General features: G+C 68.7%; 14 protein-coding genes, 1 tRNA gene and 2 pseudogenes. 6 read left to right on the forward strand and 11 right to left on the reverse strand.

Features of this window, described 5'->3' with window-relative positions; all coding sequences use genetic code 11:
* Nucleotides 1-2 precede the first annotated feature (2 nt).
* Nucleotides 3-591 (reverse strand): annotated as a pseudogene (locus T398_RS11700) (DinB family protein).
* Between the two features lie 181 nt (nt 592-772).
* Between T398_RS11700 and T398_RS11705 the strand changes: the two are divergent.
* The 4 genes from T398_RS11705 (at nt 773) to T398_RS11720 (ending at nt 5,892) form a co-directional block, all read left to right on the forward strand.
* A complete protein-coding gene (locus T398_RS11705; protein ID WP_496446561.1) occupies nt 773-1,696 on the forward strand; it encodes an NADP-dependent oxidoreductase in 924 nt (307 codons plus the stop codon).
* Between the two features lie 196 nt (nt 1,697-1,892).
* Nucleotides 1,893-3,821 carry an ATP-binding protein gene (locus T398_RS11710; protein ID WP_496446563.1) on the forward strand — a complete coding sequence of 643 codons (1,929 nt, stop codon included), beginning with the start codon at nt 1,893-1,895 and terminating at the stop codon, nt 3,819-3,821.
* Nucleotides 3,822-4,003: 182 nt separating this feature from the next.
* Nucleotides 4,004-4,873 (forward strand): helix-turn-helix domain-containing protein, encoded by an 870-nt coding sequence (locus T398_RS11715; RefSeq protein ID WP_496446564.1) that lies wholly within the window; start codon nt 4,004-4,006, stop codon nt 4,871-4,873.
* 245 nt (nt 4,874-5,118) lie between these two features.
* On the forward strand, nt 5,119-5,892 hold the full coding sequence (locus tag T398_RS11720; RefSeq protein WP_496446565.1) for a class I SAM-dependent methyltransferase: 774 nt from the start codon (nt 5,119-5,121) through the stop codon (nt 5,890-5,892).
* Between the two features lie 84 nt (nt 5,893-5,976).
* Here the strand turns inward: T398_RS11720 and T398_RS11725 are convergent, their stop codons facing one another.
* The 10 genes and pseudogenes from T398_RS11725 to T398_RS11770 form a co-directional block, all read right to left on the reverse strand.
* The gene (locus T398_RS11725) at nt 5,977-6,693 is read right to left on the reverse strand and encodes a hypothetical protein (protein ID WP_496446567.1); all 717 of its coding nucleotides are present in this window, start codon (nt 6,691-6,693) and stop codon (nt 5,977-5,979) included.
* Between the two features lie 170 nt (nt 6,694-6,863).
* The gene (locus T398_RS11730) at nt 6,864-8,315 is read right to left on the reverse strand and encodes an FAD-dependent monooxygenase (RefSeq protein ID WP_496446638.1); all 1,452 of its coding nucleotides are present in this window, start codon (nt 8,313-8,315) and stop codon (nt 6,864-6,866) included.
* A 291-nt stretch (nt 8,316-8,606) separates the two neighbouring features.
* Nucleotides 8,607-8,900, reverse strand: coding sequence for a group II intron maturase-specific domain-containing protein (locus T398_RS11735; RefSeq protein WP_496446569.1), 294 nt, complete (start codon nt 8,898-8,900; stop codon nt 8,607-8,609).
* Between the two features lie 101 nt (nt 8,901-9,001).
* Nucleotides 9,002-9,142, reverse strand: a pseudogene (locus tag T398_RS11740) (methionine adenosyltransferase); the annotation flags it as partial.
* 107 nt (nt 9,143-9,249) lie between these two features.
* Nucleotides 9,250-9,324 (reverse strand) — tRNA-Lys (locus T398_RS11745).
* A 7-nt stretch (nt 9,325-9,331) separates the two neighbouring features.
* On the reverse strand, nt 9,332-10,201 hold the full coding sequence (locus T398_RS11750) for a carbohydrate ABC transporter permease (RefSeq protein ID WP_496446571.1): 870 nt from the start codon (nt 10,199-10,201) through the stop codon (nt 9,332-9,334).
* A gap of 68 nt (nt 10,202-10,269) precedes the next feature.
* The gene (locus tag T398_RS11755) at nt 10,270-11,325 is read right to left on the reverse strand and encodes an ABC transporter ATP-binding protein (RefSeq protein ID WP_496446573.1); all 1,056 of its coding nucleotides are present in this window, start codon (nt 11,323-11,325) and stop codon (nt 10,270-10,272) included.
* Nucleotides 11,322-12,647, reverse strand: coding sequence for an ABC transporter substrate-binding protein (locus tag T398_RS11760; RefSeq protein WP_496446574.1), 1,326 nt, complete (start codon nt 12,645-12,647; stop codon nt 11,322-11,324). Before T398_RS11760 ends, T398_RS11755 begins: the two co-directional genes overlap by 4 nt.
* Entirely contained in the window at nt 12,644-13,504 is an 861-nt protein-coding gene (locus tag T398_RS11765) for a carbohydrate ABC transporter permease (protein ID WP_496446576.1), read from the reverse strand. Before T398_RS11765 ends, T398_RS11760 begins: the two co-directional genes overlap by 4 nt.
* Nucleotides 13,505-13,529: 25 nt before the next feature.
* Nucleotides 13,530-16,325 carry an exo-alpha-sialidase gene (locus T398_RS11770; RefSeq protein ID WP_496446578.1) on the reverse strand — a complete coding sequence of 932 codons (2,796 nt, stop codon included), beginning with the start codon at nt 16,323-16,325 and terminating at the stop codon, nt 13,530-13,532.
* Nucleotides 16,326-16,562: 237 nt separating this feature from the next.
* On the opposite strand from T398_RS11770, the gene T398_RS11775 reads away from it, so the two are divergent.
* Both T398_RS11775 and T398_RS11780 read left to right on the forward strand, forming a co-directional pair.
* The gene (locus tag T398_RS11775; RefSeq protein WP_496446579.1) at nt 16,563-17,432 is read left to right on the forward strand and encodes a pentapeptide repeat-containing protein; all 870 of its coding nucleotides are present in this window, start codon (nt 16,563-16,565) and stop codon (nt 17,430-17,432) included.
* A gap of 81 nt (nt 17,433-17,513) precedes the next feature.
* Nucleotides 17,514-17,741: a hypothetical protein gene (locus T398_RS11780; RefSeq protein ID WP_496446581.1), complete on the forward strand. Its 228-nt coding sequence runs from the start codon at nt 17,514-17,516 to the stop codon at nt 17,739-17,741.
* Nucleotides 17,742-17,761: the final 20 nt, after the last annotated feature.

Consider the following 17,761-nt stretch of genomic DNA (forward strand, 5'->3'; position numbering starts at 1 on the left):
CGCTATCCGAACCGCTGGGCGAGATCAGTCAGCCGTACGACATAGCCCGACCAGTCGTAGTCGGGAACGCTGGTGTTGCCCGCATGCCAACCGATCGCTCCATCGTGCTGCTCGCGCAGGATGTCAGCCCGGCCCACGTGCCGGGTCAGGTCACAGGTGACGTGAACGATGATTCGTTGCAGGGTCACCTCCTGCCGGTCTGGTCGCCACCAGCTCACCCGGCCGGGGGCATCGAGTGGAAGCTGCTCGATCGTCTGATCCGCGAAGGCGGCGACCCGACGATACAGCTCGATCAGCCCATCCTTCGTCTCGTCTACCTCCGCATACCAGTCCGCCTGTGAATCCTTCTCATACGCCTCCACTGAAACCAGTTTCCTCCGGCGTGGGGAACTCCCGCCCGAAGGTAGGACCAAAGTAGCCAGCTTCGACGTTGAGGCAGTGTTTGAGGATTCCCAGCAGGTTGTTGCCGGTTGACGTACGCGGCCACCTCGCCTCGCGTTCGCCTAACCCGTCGAGCTTCCAGATCAGATCGTCACGAGTCGCCTGCAGGTAGTGGTGCAGCACGCCCTTCGGATCACGCATATCAGCCATGCCCGCCAGTCTGTCAGCGGGCCAGCACCGGCAGCCAGCGTCAACCTTGACCTGTAGTGGACTTGAGGTTCGATACTTCCCTCCGTTGCCGGGTCCCCCGGGGCACCCCGGTTCCGAACACCCGGCGTCACTCCGCGTCGAAGCCCCAGATCCAGGACAAGGGAAGTGAGAAGAGACCCTCATGAAAGCTGCCGCCTTGACATCCTTCGGTGGACCGGAGGTTCTGACGCTGATCGAGATCACCACTCCTGAGGCCGGCCCCGGCCAACTGCGTGTTCACGTGCGGTCGGCCGGGGTCAACCACTTCGACACCGCCATCAGGAAGGGTTGGGCACCACCGACGGTCGACAACTCCTTCCCGGTCGTACCCGGCAACGAGTACGCGGGCGTCGTGGACCAGGTTGGCGAAGGTGTCACCGGACCCTCGGTGGGGGACAACGTCCTCGGCTACTGCACGCTGGGCGCCTACGCCGAGTACGTGGTGGTCTCCCCCGAGCAGGTAACGGCCAGGCCGACGAGCATGCCCTGGGACATCGCGGGCGGCTTCTCCGCCAACGGCCTCGGTGCGCACATGTGCCTGCGCGAGATGAAGGTCGGCCCCGGCGACACGGTCCTGATCCACGCCGCGGCGGGCGCCCTGGGCACCTTCGCCGCCCAGCTGGCCCAGGCCTGGGGAGCGAGCACCGTCATCGGTACGGCGAGCGAGGCCAACCATGACTACCTGCGGTCGATGGGCGTAGTCCCGGTGACCTACGGCGCTGGGCTGGTCGAGCGGGTACGCGCCCTAGCGCCCGACGGGGTGGACGCCGCCCTGGACATCGCCGGCGACGACGCGCTGCGCGCCTCGGTAGAACTGGTCAAGGACAAGAACCGGGTCCGCACCATGGTCTCCGACGAACTCGCCGCCGAACTCGGCGTTCCGACCGTCACACCGAAACGGTCCAACGCCCAGCTCGCCGAGCTGGCCGAGCTCCACGCAAAGGGCAAGCTCAAACTGCACATTCGACAGGCGCTCTCACTCGCGCAGGCCGCCGAGGCACACCGCTCGATCGAGACCGGGCACGGGCGGGGAAAGATCGTCCTCCTCGTGGATTCCCCATCCTGAAGAACATCGAAACGTTCCGCCATGCGACCGACCCAAATCCAAAATCGATCACGCCAGGGCAGCCAAAAGCGAAGATGGGCAGGCGCGGCCCGAGCACCTGCCACCCCAGGCAACCGAATAGCCACTTCAGACGCCCGGAAACCTAACTTAAAATAACTACGAACCGAGCGCGGCGGCACGACAGCTTGGGGGAAACATGAACCGGATCGAGATCGAACCCCATATTCAGATCCTCGGTCCCCTCCAAGCGACGATCCGCGGTAGCGAGATCAACCTGGGCCCCCCGAAACAACGAGCAATTCTCGCCCTGCTGGCGCTCCGGGCCGGACGACACGTACCACTCGATGAGGTGATCGCCGCGCTCTGGGCGGGACAGTCACCGGCCCGGGCCGCCAACCTCGTACACACCTATGTCGCCCGGCTGCGCCAGGTGCTGGAACCGGACACACCACGCCATCAACGAACCAACGTCATCGCCTCGGTACCCGGCGGGTACCGGCTGGCGGTCGGCGTCGGTCAACTCGACCTGCACGCGTTTCGTGCCGAAGTCCGGGAGGCCGCATCCCTCCGCGAGCGCGGCCAGCCGACCGGCGCCTTCGCCCGCTTCGGCGAGAGCCTTGGTCGGTGGCGAGATCCCCAGGTCGGCGAGTTGGCCGCGCTCCTGATTGAGCCGGACGACATCCGCCCGCTGCGGCAGGAGTTCCTGGCCGCGGCGCTCAACTATGTCGGCCTCGGGCTGGAACTGGGCCGGGCAGAGGCAGTCCTGCCCGTGGCCGAACAACTGGCCCTGACCGAGCCCCTCAACGAGCGGGTGCAGGCCCGACTGTTGCAGACCCTGGCCCGAATCGGCCAGCGGGCTCGGGCCATCGAGCGGTACGCCGAGGTCCGCGAGCGGCTTCGGCTCGACCTCGGGGTGGACCCGGGGTCCGAACTGTCCGCAGCGTACCGCGAGGTGTTGGACGCCAAGCTGGCCTCGTCGTCCACCCACCGCCCGAGCCCGGCGCACGCCGCACCGTGGCGTGGAACGGCGCCCCTGATCGACGAGCTGACCGGACGATCGAACGACCTTGCCGCAGCTAACGACCTGCTCCACGGATATCGCCTGGTGAGCCTCACCGGTCCGGCCGGGGTGGGCAAGTCCGCGCTCGGCCTGGCCGTCGCCGAGCAGCAGCGGGAGCGGCACGCCGACGGGGTGGCGGTGGTCGACCTGACGGACGTACGCACGGGACCCGCACTCGAACGGGCGGTGATCGCCGTGGTCACCTCCCCACCGCGGCGCACGACGGAACCACCCGTGCCCCTGGTACGTCAGCTGCACGACCGACGGCTACTGCTCGTGATCGACAACGCCGAGTTGGTCACCGACGCGGCGGCTGACCTGACGGACGAACTACTCCGGGGTTGTCCCGGCCTCACCGTCCTGTTGACCTCGCGCGAGTTACTCGGGATGCGGTACGAGGCGGTGTATCCGGTCCGGCCACTGCACACCGATCCGGAACCAGGGTCGTCGGCACCTCCACCCGCGCAACAGTTGTTCGCCCGACGGGCCATCCAGGTGCAGCCGAGCTTCCGACTCGACGAGGCCACCATGCCGGGGGTCACCACGGTGTGCCGGGCCCTGGACGGCCTCCCGCTCGCCATCGAGTTGGCCGCAGCGTGTCTGCGGACGCAACAGCTGGACGCCCTGGTTAAGGTCGTCGCCGATCCGCTGCAGTGGCTCCGGCCGCCGCGACGAGGGGTGCCGAGTCATCATCGGTCGCTACACGCCGCTGTGCACCGAAGCATCGAGTTGCTCGACGCGGCGGAGCTTCGCTGCTTCACCGGGCTCGGGGCGATGCCCGCCGACTTCGACCTGGCGGTCGGTGCGGGTACCGGCACGGGTGCCGGTGCTAGTGCGGGTGCGGGCGCCGGTGCGGCACCGATCGGTGATCTCCGCGCCGTGCGGATGCTCCTGGAACGATTGGTCGACAAATCGGTGTTGGAGGTTCGACACGGTCCCGCCGGCCGGAGCTACCACATGCTCGGCACGGTGCACGCATTGGCCCGGCAGCTGTTTCAGGAGGGCGGCTACGCGGAGGCACCGCCCTCGGCACGGTGCACCTGCCGCTGCCACCTCGGCGGTTGAGTCCGCGACAGTCGTAAATATTTCGGAACTGTGGTCCGCAACCCTGCCGGGCAGTTTCCCAAGCGGGGCGAGGCCACTGCGCCCGCACCCGGTGATACGTGGTGGTGACGGCTTCAAGAAAAGTTCAAGGAGGTCTAAGCAGAATTTTCGGTGGTGCCCGAACAACCGCACAGGGGGCGCACATGAATTCGACCTCAGTCGTCTCGCCCTACCTGGCGGACCGGGCCCGAAAGGCAGCCGCGGCACAGGCGATCGACTACATGCGCCAGCACCTGGCGGAGCCGCTGCAACTGGCCGACCTGGCTCGGGTAGCGCCGTTCAGCCCCTTCTACTTCCATCGGCTGTTCCGCGACGTGACCACGATGACTCCGGCCCGTTTCCTCGCCGCCCTCCGGATGGCGGAGGCACGGCGGTTGCTGCTGCACACGGATCGGACCGTCACCGCGATTGGCCGGTGCGTCGGCTACACCAGCGCCGCAACCTTCACCACCCAGTTCTCGCGGCTGGTCGGTACCACGCCGGGGTACTTCCGGCAGGTGGTCCGTCTGCTCGATGGTCACTGCTGCCACATCCTGGCGGACCGACTTCACCGTACGGCCGCAGTGGTCACCCGCCCCCGGCTCACCCTGCTCGTGCCCGACAGCGAGCCCGGCGATCTGGTGCTGGTGGGCCTGCGCGGGAAGGGACGGAGCACCGACGTACCGACCGCGTGGACGGTGGCCGCCGGCGGTTCGGCCGTTCCGGTCGTCGCCCGGCCCAGCTCCTACCACGCCCAGATCGTGCTGGCACGGGCGCACCGCACGCTGATCAGCGCCCTGGTCGACGAGGAGCCGACGAGCTACCTGGTCGGTACTGCCGAGGTGGAGCTGACCCAGCGCGGCGCGACGGTCGGCCACATCCTGATCGGACCGCCACAGCCAACCGACCCGCCGGTGTTGGCGATCGGCCCGGTCGGCCGGATCATCGAGACGTTCGCCTGTCTCTCTGAACCGCCACGGTGTCCGGACTCAGCCCCGCTAGCCGCCGCCCCCGCCAGGGGGGCCATCGCATAAATTTCCCTTATGCGAGAAGGCACCCCGGCCAGCTCACCCGAAACTCCACAGTTGAACAAAGCCCGGAGTTTGAGCACCCGCAGAATTCACCCTTGCCTGCCGGCTCACCTCGAAAAGAGCGTTCGGGCCAGCACCAACACAGCCGATTTCAGATCGAAGCTCGCGCCGATGCCATTGTGTCACCCGACCGCCTCCCCTACGCTTTCGCCCATCATGTCACCCCCCCCCATGACAGGAGGTCGATAATGGACAAGGATGACAGCCAATATTTGCGGTCATTCGCACACGACTCACCCACCGAGACGGAGACGGCGCTACGGCTGACCAAGCTTCTGGCCACCTCGCCGATCCCGCCCGAGGAAATGATCAACAATCTGCCGCTCTTCCTCCGCCGGCATCAGCTGACCGACCTGCTCTCCATGGACGCGCTGTATCGGCAGGTCCTCGACGTCCCCGGCGTAATCATGGAGTTCGGGGTCCGGTACGGCCGCCACCTCGCCACCTTCGCCGCCCTTCGTGGAGTCTACGAACCGTACAACCCGCTGCGACGCATCGTTGGCTTCGATACTTTCACCGGCTTTCCCGACCTCAACGACGTCGACCGGGTGGGCCCGACCGCGTACGAGGGTCGCTTCGCCACCCCGCCGGGCTACCCGACGTACCTACGAGAGATCTTGGACGCACACGAACAGAGTGAATTCTTCGGTCACGTAACCCAGCGAAGCGTGCTGGTCCAGGGCGACGTACGGGAGACCGTGCCGCGCTACCTGGAGGAGAACCCGCAGACCGTCGTCGCCCTGGCCTACCTCGACCTGGATCTGTACGAACCGACGAGGGCAGCCCTGGAGGCCATTCTGCCGCGCCTGACCAGGGGTAGCATTGTCGCCTTCGACGAGGTGGACAACCCGAAGTGGCCCGGCGAAAACGTCGCCGTGCGGGAAGTTCTCGGGCTGGACCACGCGCCGCTGCGGCTACTGCCCGGTCGGCCGGCCCCGGCCTACCTGGTCTGGGGAGACTGAGCGGCCCGGACGGCAAGCGCCCGAGCCGCCAGCCGATCTTCCGAAGCAGTTCCGAGGACCTGTCGCCACCGCTGTGCAGCTACCTCACCCGGGAAGCGCCCCCAGGCCGGCGAGCAGCTCGGCCCGCTCGGATTCAGACAGGGTCTGATAGATCGGCCCATCCAGCCGGTTGGTGTCGTCCTCGATCGCTTGTCGAGCTGGCTCCTCGGGCGGTAACGCTCTCAGCTGCGCCAGGCTGAATCCCGCGGCAGCCCAGGCCGCGCGGTGCGCATCCGCGCGGTGGTGACGCAATGCTCCGAGCCGAGAGCTGAGGCGAAGAGCCGCAGTGGCGTCAGCTGGCTCGTACACCGGCGCCATCGCACGAAACGCCGGCCCGCCGGTGACCTGGCCCGCCTCCAGCAGCCGACCGACAAGATCCGCCAGCCGAGGAACAACGGCCAGCCCCGGCATCGTGCCGATCAGCCGCCGATCCCAGAGCTCTTCGGCCCAGTCGCCGATGGCACGCTGCACCGCCAGCGCCACCTCTCGTCCGCGTGGGGTAAGCCGCCACGTGCCGTCAGCGTCATCCTCAGCGATGCCCTGTTCGAGCTCGCCGGTCATGTTGGAGCCGGAGTAGGTGGTGGCCGCCGCGAAACTCTCGGCGGGCATCGGCCGAGCCAGCAGCCCGAAGTAGAAGCTGCTCTCAAAGCCGGGGCGAACGTCGTACCAGTCGTAGACCGCGCGGATGCGGTCCTTCCCCTGGCTACGGAGACCCACATACACCCGGTCAAGCACCGGTCGAATCAGCGCCGCGTAGCTCATGTCACCCTTCCCACCCGTTTCGGAGAAGAGGCCAGAGTAGATCAGCAACATGAGCTTCGGCGGCCCCGACGGTGACCGCCGACCCCCACGTTCGGCGGCCCCGATGGGGACCCACGACTCCCGGGCGACCCCGCTGGGCGGGAGACCCGAGTGGGACTACCTACACCAGGTCACGACGCGGGCCGGGCGACGCCCCAGACGGACAGGGCCCGATCCAGGTCGGGCCCGATGGAACCGGCCCAGGCGACATACCCGTCGGGCCGCACCAACATCGGTGTGGTCGGCTCCGCCGGGCGGAACGTCACCAGGTGGTCGTAGCCGGGGCCGTTCGGATCCGGATCCACCAGGACGAAGCCGCCACCCCGCAGCGCCGTGTACAGCCGGCTCCCATCCTGGGCGGCGAGGTCGGGGGCGCGCTGGCCGACCAACGGATGCGCACCGCGGGCGGCCGGATAGCGTACGCCGATCCCGCTGAGCCGCATTCGCAGCTGGTCGCCCAGCGGCCGCACGGCGATGCCAGCACGGAAGAGTCCGTTGCGGGCTGCCCGCGCGAGCGAGGAACGGAGGATCACCGCCCGGATCAGCCCGCCGCTCGTACGCAGCACCATGCGACCGACCGGCCGCCGCTCCGCCTCGTACGTGTCGAGCAGACTGTCACCAGCCCGACCCTGCACCACGGCAGCGAGCTTCCACCCCAGGTTGGCTGCGTCCTGCAGACCGGTGTTCATGCCCATGCCACCAGCCGGCGAGTGGACGTGGGCGGCGTCACCGGCGAGCAGCACCCGCCCCTGCCGGTAGGCGGTGGCCTGCCGCTCGTCGCTGTGGAACCGGGACATCCAGCGTGGACTGTGCATGCCGTAGTCAGTTCCGGCGATCCGGCGCACCAGCGTGGTGATCTCCGCAAGGGTGACCGGCGTGCTGTCGGGCGGCTCCCAGTTTGGGTCCCGCGCCATGACCCGGTACCAACCGTCGCCGAACGGGACGATCAGGCAGAAGCCATGCTGGTTACCCAGGACCGTCAGTACCTCCGGCGGCGACTCGGTGAGCTGGACGTCAGCCAAGATCAGTGAACGGAGTACGGAGTGGCCCGGGAAGTCCAGGCCGAGCTGCTCCCGCACCGTGGAGTGGCGTCCGTCGGTGCCGACGACGTACCGGCCCGTCAACGTGTGGACGTCCCCGTCGCGGTCAACGGTCAGCTGCACCTCAGCCTGACCTGACTCGATCTTGATTACCCGGGCACCGCGGATCAGATCGACCCCACCTGCTACGGCGCGCTCCAGCAACAGTCGCTCCACCTGGTACTGGGGGGTGACGAGCAGGAACGGGAAGCGGGTCGGCAGCGACGCGAGGGACACCGACACCGTGCCGAACAACCGGAGCCGGCCCAGCGCCTTGCCGGTGTCGACCAGTTGGTCGGCGAGCCCACGGGCGTCGAACTGCTCGAGGGTTCGCGCATGCACCCCGAAAGCTCGGGTCAGGTTCGACTCGTCGCGGCGCTTCTCCAGAACAGCGACCCGAACCCCGGCCGCCGCGAGATCACCGGCGAGCAGCAGCCCGGTTGGCCCGGCTCCGACAATCACGACATCGTACGTGGTTTCGTCCATCGGATCAGCCACCTCCACACTCCGTTGCGCGGGATCGCCCCAAGTCAGCATCGAGCGAGAACTCGTTCCACTCGCACTGGTGAGCCTACGCAGACGGCCATCATCGCCACCAGAGAGTGACGGCTGTGGCTTCGATGACAATAAAACTATGGCGGCAGTTCAGATCCGCTGCTAACGCCGGTCGTCCTTGGCGACCTATGGGTGGTCAGACACCGCTGCCGACGCTGGGCCGGACAGCGACGGGCCCGGTCGACCCTCGTCGGGTCGACCGGGCCCCGGCCCAGCATCACCGGGCTCTTATCGTCCTGATCACCAGATCGAGTGGACCCATTTCCAGTGGGCGAAGAAGAGCGGATACGCCTTGGTGATCTGCTTCCACCGCCGATGGAACTTGTTGAAGGTCTTCAGCCGACGGAACTTCTTGCGGACCCAGCGCATCAGGTAGTAGTTGATGCGCCTCAGGAGGGGATACAGTTCGGTTTTGTAAAACGCCCCGAAGTACTGCATCCAGCCACGCACGATCGGATTGATCCAACGTGCGAACTCGGTGAAGGTGTAGCCGATGTGCATGTGGAGCCGCCAGGAGCGGACTTCCGCACTCAATCTTCTTGAGGGCGTCCTTGCTGACCGCGGGCAGGAACGACGTGAAGATCTTGCCGTTCCTGTTCCGTGCTGCTCGGCGCTGGAACGTGAAGCCGAGGAAGGTAGGCCGGATTCTTCCCGAACGTCGCCTCGTTCCCGGCCAGGTGGGCACCGCTGATCACGCCGGTGCGGGCGTTGCCCCGGCCCACGAGGCCATCCTCGCCATAGTCGACAGCCGACCCCGAGAGCGTGAAGTACTGCCCAACCCGGTCCAACGGCTCCCGAGCACCCACCGAGCGACCAACCACCACCGCCGTACGCGAAAGAGGCCCTGACCGGCACAGAAGTACCAGGTCAGGGCCTTGCTCGTTGGTGCGCCGCCAGGGACTCGAACCCCGAACCCGCGGATGAAGAGTCCGACGGAAGCCACGGAACCGACCGGCCCTGGGTGATCACAGCCGATAGAAGGCCCGGTACCGGCGGAACAGCCGCCATTGCAGCACCACCGCCGCCACCGTCAGCAGCATCATCACCAACGTCGCGGCGGCGGCATAGCCGTAGCGCAGGTACTCGAAGCCGGTGCGGTAGATGAACAACGACAGGTAGGTGGTGGCGTACGGCGGTGGGCCGCCGTCGGTCACCACGAACGCCGGCACGAAGGAGAAGTGCAGGCTGGCGATCAGATCCCGCACCACCAGCAGGGCCAGCACCGGCGCCATCAACGGCAGGGTGACCCGGCGGAAGACGTCCCAACCGGTCGCGTCCTCCAGGGCCGCCACCTCATAGACATCCGCTGGCAGGGCCCGCCGGGCGGCGAGCAGCACCACGAAGGTCTCGGCCATGGTGAAGACACTCATCAGGATGATCGCGGCGCGGGCGTCGGTGGGGTCGGTGAGCCACTGCGGCGGGGTACGACCGAGCACGGTCAACCCGTTCTCGCCGCCGACCCGCAACAGCTGGTTGATCGGGCCGTACAAGGGGTTGAACAGCCAGAGCCACAGCAGACCATAGGCGATCTCGGGTACCGCGGTCGGCAGCAGCGCCGCGACCCGCGCGGGACGGCTCCCGAACGACCGGCGATGCAGCAGCAGCGCCAGACCCAGTGCGAGCAGCACCCGAAGCGGCACGGCCACCAACGCGAACACCAGCGAGTTGGTCAGCGCGACCCGGAACACCGGGTCCGTCACCAACTCGGAGACGTTCGCCAACCCCGCCCAGCTCGGCGGATTGACCAGGTCGTACTCGGTGAAGGCCAGGGCGAGCGTGACCGCGGCGGGGAGCAACACCAGACCGACCAGGCCGACCAGATACGGCGCCAGCATCACCGCCACCTGCCGGTGCCCACGCGCCGCCGGCCCTGCCCCGGCGCGCGACCGCTCCCTGCTCGCCCTCAAGAGGCACACCGGAGCCCGGTGGTGGCGTCGAAGACGTGCGTATCGGCCCAGCGGACCCCGACTCGTACCGCAGCACCGCGCGCGGGCCGGTGGGCGGCGGCCACCCGGGCCACCACCGGGTTGCCGGTGCGGAGGGTGAGGTAGGCGTAGGCGTCCGTGCCGACCACCTCAACCCGGTCAACGGTCGCCGGCACGCCGTCGGGCTCCCCCAACACCACCGACTCCGGGCGGAATCCGATCTCCCGGTCGCCGGCCACCTCCGCCGGCGGAGCGCCGGACGGGTGGATCGGGCCGGAGCTGGGGAGCACGTTCATCGCCGGGGAGCCGACAAAACCGGCCACGAACCGGCTCGCCGGGGTGTGCCAGATCTGGTCCGGCGTACCGACCTGCTCCACCCGGCCGTCGCGCAGCACCGCGATCCGGTCGGCCAGCACCAGCGCCTCGGTTTGATCGTGGGTGACGTGCACCATCGTGGCGCCGAGCCGGTCGTGCAGGGCCCGCAGCTCGGCCCGCATCTGCACCCGCAGCGCAAGGTCGAGGTTGGACAGGGGCTCGTCGAGGAGGAAGACGTCCGGCTCGCGCACCAACGCCCGGGCCAACGCGACCCGCTGTCGCTCACCGCCGGAGAGCTGCCCGGGTCGCCGGCCGAGCAGGTGCGCCGCGCCGACCTGCTCGGCGGCGGTCCGGGCCCGCTCCCGGGCCGCCGCCTTCGGGACATCCCGCACCACCAGGCCGAACGCGATGTTCTCGGCGACGGTCAGGTGGGGAAAGAGCGCGTACGACTGGAAGACCATCGACACGTTGCGCCGGCCCGGACGGTCGGCGGTGACATCCCGGCCGGCGATCCAGACCCGCCCGGTGGTGACCGGTTCCAGGCCGGCCACCACCCGCAACAGCGTCGACTTGCCGGCGCCGGAGGGGCCGAGTACCACCAGGAGTTCTCCCCGGGCCGCGGTCAGCCGCAGCTGCCGCAGAACGGTGACGCCGCGGTAGGCGGCACCCACTCCGTCCAGAGTCAGTCCGGCGTCGTGGGTCAGACCGACATCGCTCACCCGTGCTCACCACGGGCGAACAGCGGGCGGGTCTGCTCATCGAGGGCGCGGATGACCTCATCCAACCGGTCGCCCCGATACAGCGCGTTCTCCAGGATCCCGGCGGTCACGTCCTCGACCTCCGGCCAGGTGGAGATGGTCGGCAACGTCCGGAGAGTGGGAATCGTGTCGAGGAAGACCGTCGCGTTGCGCGGCGGCTGGGACGAGTCGAGGAACACCGGGGACTGTGAGACAGCGATGTGCGACGGCACCGTCCGCCCGGTGGCGGCGATGATCTGCTGCCCCTCGGCGGAGATGGCGAACTCCAGGAACCGCCACGCCGCATCCTTGCGCTTGGCACCCCGGGTCATGCAGTACGCGTCCGAGTGCAGCACCCCGACCTGGTCCTGGTAGACCGGCAGCGGGGCGACGTCCCACTCGAAGTCGGTGATCGAGCGGAAGGTGGTGGTGGAGCGCCGCGAGGACATCAACATGGCGAGCCGACCGTTGGCGAAGCGGGACTCGTCGTCCTCCGCCTCGACCTCCTCGTCGGTGGGCACCACCCCGTACGCCTGGCGGAGGTCGACCAGGTTCTTCAGCGCCTCCCGGCCGGTCGGGGTGTCCAGGGTGAGTCGGGTCGGTCGGTCTGGATCATCGACGATCTCACCGCCGGCAGACCACGTGAACGGGGCGACCCGGATGATCGACGGCTCAACGCCGAGCCCGTGCACGGCCGGGCGGGCAACGGCCCCCTCGCTCTCGGTGCCCTTGACCACCACGCCACGGTCGTCCCGGGTCATCGCGATGGCGGTCCCGACCATGTCGTTCCAGGTCCAGCCCGCCTTCGGCTCGGGGACCTGGTATTGGGCGAAGAGTGTGCGGTTGTAGTAGACGGCGAGACTGGAGACGTTCTGCGGCAGGCAGAGCTGTTTGCCGCCCCAGCTGAAGGCCTCCATCGCCACCGGATAGTAGTCAGCGGGATTCACCTTCCCCGAGGCGGCGATCCGCTCGTCCAAGGGCTCCACCACGTTCTTCGCGGCGAACTGGCCGTAGAAGCGGTAGTTCATCAGGAACAGGTCCGGTGGGGCTCCCCCGGCGACCGAGGTGGCGAGCCGGGCCAGCAGGTCCTTGCGGTCACTCGCCTCGATCAGCTGCACCTCGTTACCGGGCTGCGCCTGGCCGTACGCCTCGATCAGCGTGCGGTACGCGGCCAGCTCCTCGGGGGCACCGAAGACCAACAGCCGCACCGGCCCGTCGCCGCCGGCCCCGGGGCCGGCGGCGCAGCCGGACCCGAGGAGCACAGTCGCGAGCAGCGCCGCCAGCAGCGCCCTGGGTCTTCTCATGGCCGGGTCCGTCCTGTCTGGTCATCGTGGGGGAAGAATCGGCGCTGGACGAGCCCGAAGACCAGCACGGCCGGGGCGGTCGCCAGGACCGCCCCGGCCAGGAACACCGGGAAGTTCGTCGGATCCAACACCGACAGCGAACGCAGCGCCAAGGGCAGGGTGAACAGGTCACGGTCGTACACATAGATCAGTGGATCGAGGAAGTTCGACCAGGTGAACACGAAGGTGAGGGCGGTGATCGCGGCGGTGACCGGACGCACCAGCGGGAGCGCGACCCGCCACCAGATGCCCATCGGAGTCATGTCCTCCACCAGACAGGCGTCGTAGAGGTCCCGCGGCAGCGCCCGGAAGGCCAGGTAGTAGACCAGGACGTAGAGCGGGGAGGTGCCCAACAGCGCCGGAGCGATCAAGGGCACCAGCGTATCGGTCAGCCCGAGCGCGCGGAAGATCGCGAACCGGGGTACCAGCAGTGCGGTGGCCGGCACCATCAGGGCTACCAGGGAGGCCACGATGACGAACCCGGCCCGCCGGGGCGCGAGCCGGGCCAGCGCGAAGCCGGCCAGCGCGGCGACCAGCACACTCAACGGCACGGCGACGACCGCGACCAGCAGCGAGTTGAGCGCGGCGCGCAGCACCCCGCCGACCGCCAGGGCCTGTCGGTAGCCGGCGGTGGAGACGGGGTCGGGGATCAGCTGCGGGGTGGGGGACGGTGGCAGGCCGGGCTCGGTGAGCGAGCCCGAGACCAGCAGCAGGAGCGGCGGGACGAAAACGAGCAGGACGAAGAGCGCGCCCAGGGCGCGCCAGATCCGGCTGATCGTCCCGGACAGCGGTGGGGGGCCGCCGGCGCGGCCCCCCACCCGGTTGGTGGTGTGAATAGTCGACCTACTTCAGGTTGAGCTGCCAGGCGCCGAGGCCGTGCGAGGCCGCATAGAGGACCCGCTCGCCCGGCACGATGGTGAGCCCGGCGACCTCCACATTCGGCATGCCACCGGCTGCCTTGGTCCAGCTGGTCCGCCCGTCGGCCAGCCGCAACACGCCGAAGTCGGTCGAGGCGTACAGGTCACCGGTGACATCGTCCCGGACCAGGTCGGTGATCGGCTGATCACCGAAGTCGTACGAGCGGTCGGTCCAGGTCACCGTCGTGCCGGCGGTCGTCACCTCGAAGGCGTGCCCGAGCGTCTCGGGCGTGTTCGAGTTGAAGCCGCTGTAGGAGACCCACGCCCGGTTCGGGTCATCCGGGTCGATGTGGACACTGGTGACAAAGCGGTTCGGGGTGTCCGGGTTGTCGATCCGGGTCCAGGTCACCTCGGCGGCCGACTCGGCGTCCACGTTGTGGCTGACGAAGACCCGACCGGTGCTGGTGGCCGCATAGGCGGTGGCGGAGTCGGTGTCGACCCGCTGGACCACCGAGACCGCGCCGCCGGCCCGATCACCCCACGCCCCGTCGGTTAGCGGCGTGGAGCCCAACTCCTCCCAGTCCCCGCACTGCTCCTCGAAGGTGCCGGTCCAGGTGTTGCAGATCCGGTTGGCCTCCTCGATGCTCCGGTCACCCAGACCGAAGGTCTTCGTCCGGTACACCGAGCGGCCGGTACCGGCGAACATCGTGCCGCTGACCACCGGGTCGCTGATCAACGGCGCGTAGAAGAGGGTGCCCGGCTGGCCGTAGATCGGATCCGCGGTCCAGATCCACTCGGCGATGTCACCACTGGCGAAGTTCACCTCCGGTGACGCGTTGAAGAAAGTGTGGAAGCGGAACTCGGGCTTGCCGACGTCGAAGCCGGAGGCACCGCCGTCACCGATCATCGTGTTTGACCAGCGCCGCCGCTCGCCGTTGTTCTCCCAGGTCCCGTTGTCCTGGGTGCCGCCCTGCAGCAGGTTCACGTCGTGCGGGCTGACCGACAGGCTGATGAACTGCAACGTGTTCATGCCCTTGTTGACGCTCTCCAGCTTGCTCGGAATCCGGGAGAGCATCTGCTTGCAGCGATCCTGCTGGGCCGCCGTGGTCAGGTTGCGGTCCGGGTTGTCACACCAGGCGGATCGATCGACGAAATCCCCGCTGGAGCGCATGATCCCGCCGTCGTTGGCCTCGAAGAACTGGTACGGGTCACGCGGGTGGGTCACGATCGCGTGCTGGTCCGGGTGCAGACCGTTCGGGTGCAACTCGTCGGTGCCGTCGAAGGTCATGTCGGTGCCGCTGACCCCGGCGTCGGTGGAGAGGACAACGGCCCGCTTGTGCGCGACCGTCTCACCGTAGACGTAGGAGCCACCGGTGTAGACGATGTCCGGATGCCCCGGCGGGGTGTGCACAAACATGTCGTACCAGCACTGGCCGGTGCACTGGTTGTAGGTGGCGTACCCCGGGTCTGCCGGGTTCGAGCTGCTCAGGTCGGTGAACGTGGGGGTTCCGCCAGCCACGTCGTCGCTGCGCAGCAACCGCGAGTACGGGTTGCCGAAGTTACCCTCGTAGACGTACATCCGGGTCTTGCCGTCGGGCAGGGCGGTGACGTCGATGGCGGCCCGGGTCTGGAACAGGTCCGGGTTGAGCGACGGCTTGATCTGCGTCCAGCTGGCTCCGGCGTCCGGGGAGCGCCAGACACCACGGGCGTACGACGACGCGTACACGATGTCGGAGTTGTTCGGGTCGAGCTTGACGTAGCGGACGCCGCGCGGCGAGCAGACCGCGTTGTTGCCGAACTCCTCGGCGTCGCCGGTGCAGTCGGTGGCGGCGGCCGAGCCGTTGTGGATGAAGTTCCAGTTCTTGCCACCGTCGGTGGTCTTGTAGAGACCCCACTTCTCCGCGTCGGGCACCGGTCGCGTCACGCCGGTGCAGCAGGCGCTGGACATGCCGCGCAGCGCGGTGGTGGTGGCGACGTAGATGGTCTTGGGGTCGTCCGGCTCGATGGTGATCTCGGCGATGCCCTTACCGGCGAGCGCCTCCTTGCCGAGCGGGCCCTGCCAGGTCAGGCCGCCGTTGGTGGACCGGTAGAGACCGACCCCGGCGACACAGCCGGAACCACAGATGTTCGCTTCTCCGGTACCGACGTAGATGGTGAGCCCGTGCCGGTCGTTGCGGTCGATCTTGACCGAGCCGGCCGCGTTGATGCCGAGCGGACCGCCCAGGTAGAACCACTTCGGCTCGGCGGCGAGGATGTTGAGGGTGCCCCAGACGCCACCACCGGCGGGCGTGGCGTACGCCCGGCAGAGCCACCGGTTACAGTCGGGGCTGATGTCCAGGGAGGTCACCCGGCCACCGGCGACATACTCGTTGGGGACGTAGTTGAAGGCGTTGCGGTACTCGGTGAACGGGTACACCGCCTCGCTCGGCCCGACGTTGGTCCACCGTTGGCCGCCCCGGAACCGGCGCTCCGCCGCCGCAAAGTCCGCCTTCGAGCGGTCGACCTCGGCGAGGCTCACCTCGTTGGCCGGGTAGGCCCGCTTGAGGAACTCCTGCTGCGCGGCCCCACCCGGGCCGTCCAGCGACATGCCATCGTTGCCCGGTATTGACCGGCGCATCTGCTCCAGGTGGGCCCCGAGGGCGTTCGGTAGCTCGCCGTCCCCGGTCGCCGCGGCGGCGGCCGGCACTTCGGTGCCGGCGAGGTGGATTCCGGCGACACCCGTCGTCGCGGCGAGGGCGATGACCGCTAGTCCGGCGAGTAGCTGGCGACGTCTGCGCTTCACAAGGTTCCTCCCGAAGAAGGCGTCGCCGCAGCGCGGCCTCCGGGATTGGCAACCGTCACTGGCAGCGTCCATCCAGGAGGATGGCAGAGGAGGTCCGGCAGCACAATCCCCCACCGCAAACCAATCGATGATTATGGTTGAACTCTACCCCCGCTGCCGTCGCAAACCGGTGCACGTCCGACGCCGTGGAAGAATAGGGAGTTCGCATCGAACGCCACGGCAGGAGAATCGGTTCACATGACAGCGGTCGGTCCGGAGGAGCTGCGTGCCGACTGCTCCCGATGCGTAGGGATCTGCTGCGTGGCTCCCGCCTTCGCCGCCTCGTCCGACTTCGCGATCGACAAGCCAGCCGGGCGTCCCTGTCCGAACCTACGCCCGGACTTCCGCTGCGGAATCCACACCAAGCTGCGGAGCCACGGCTTCCCCGGCTGCACCGTCTTCGACTGCTTCGGTGCCGGCCAGCGGGTGACCCAGGTGACCTTCGAGGGGCGAGACTGGCGGGACGACCAGCCCACCGCCCAGGCGATGTTCGACACCTTCACCGTGGTACGGCCGCTCCACGAACTGCTCTGGCATCTGACCGAGGCGCTGACGATGGAGCTGCCCGCACCGCTGCGGGCCGCGCTGGCCGAGGTGCTCGCCGCCACCGACCGGCTCGCCGGCGGCGACCCGGAGTCACTGCGGTCGCTGGCCGTTGACGCGCACCGGAGCAGGGTCGTTCCGCTGCTGGCCCGGGCCGGAGACCAGGCCCGGGCCCAGGGTGGCCGGCCCGGCGTTGACCGACGCGGCGCCGCCCTGATCGGCACCGACCTACGCCGAGTCGACCTACGTCGAGCGAGCCTGCGCGGCGCCCAGCTGGTCGGCGCCGACCTGCGCGGAGTCGACCTGACCGGCGCGGACCTCACCGGCGCGGACCTACGCGGGGCCGACGTGCGTGGGGCGGACCTGTCGGGCGCTCTCTTCGTGCACCAGTCACAGCTGGATGCGGCCCGCGGCGACCGGGCCACCGGTCTTCCGCCGCGGCGCAGCCGACCCGCGCACTGGGCAGCCCCGCCGCGCGCCCGCGGCCGCTCCCCGCGTTTCTCCGGGCGGCGTCCGGGTAGGTGATCGGGGGTAAGCCGGTTTCGGTCGCCGCGGCAGGGGCGGTGGCCGGGGCGGTCACCGCGAGCCGACGGGCGGGAGTGCGCCATGACCGAGCAACACCGCTTCGACCTGGCCGACACGGACGAACCGGACGGCACCACGGCGATGGAGGCGTCGCTTCGGCCGCCGGGCGAGTCGCTGCCGCAGACCGAGGACGTCGGCGACGATTTCGCCGACCTGCCCGCCGAAGACCGACGATCGGCACGGGAGATCAGTCGGGCCGGCTACGACGTGGCTGACGTTTCCGGGGCCGTCGACCCGAACCGGGAGTGAACTGGTCACCGCGGCACTCG

This window comes from Salinispora goodfellowii (assembly GCF_059570675.1).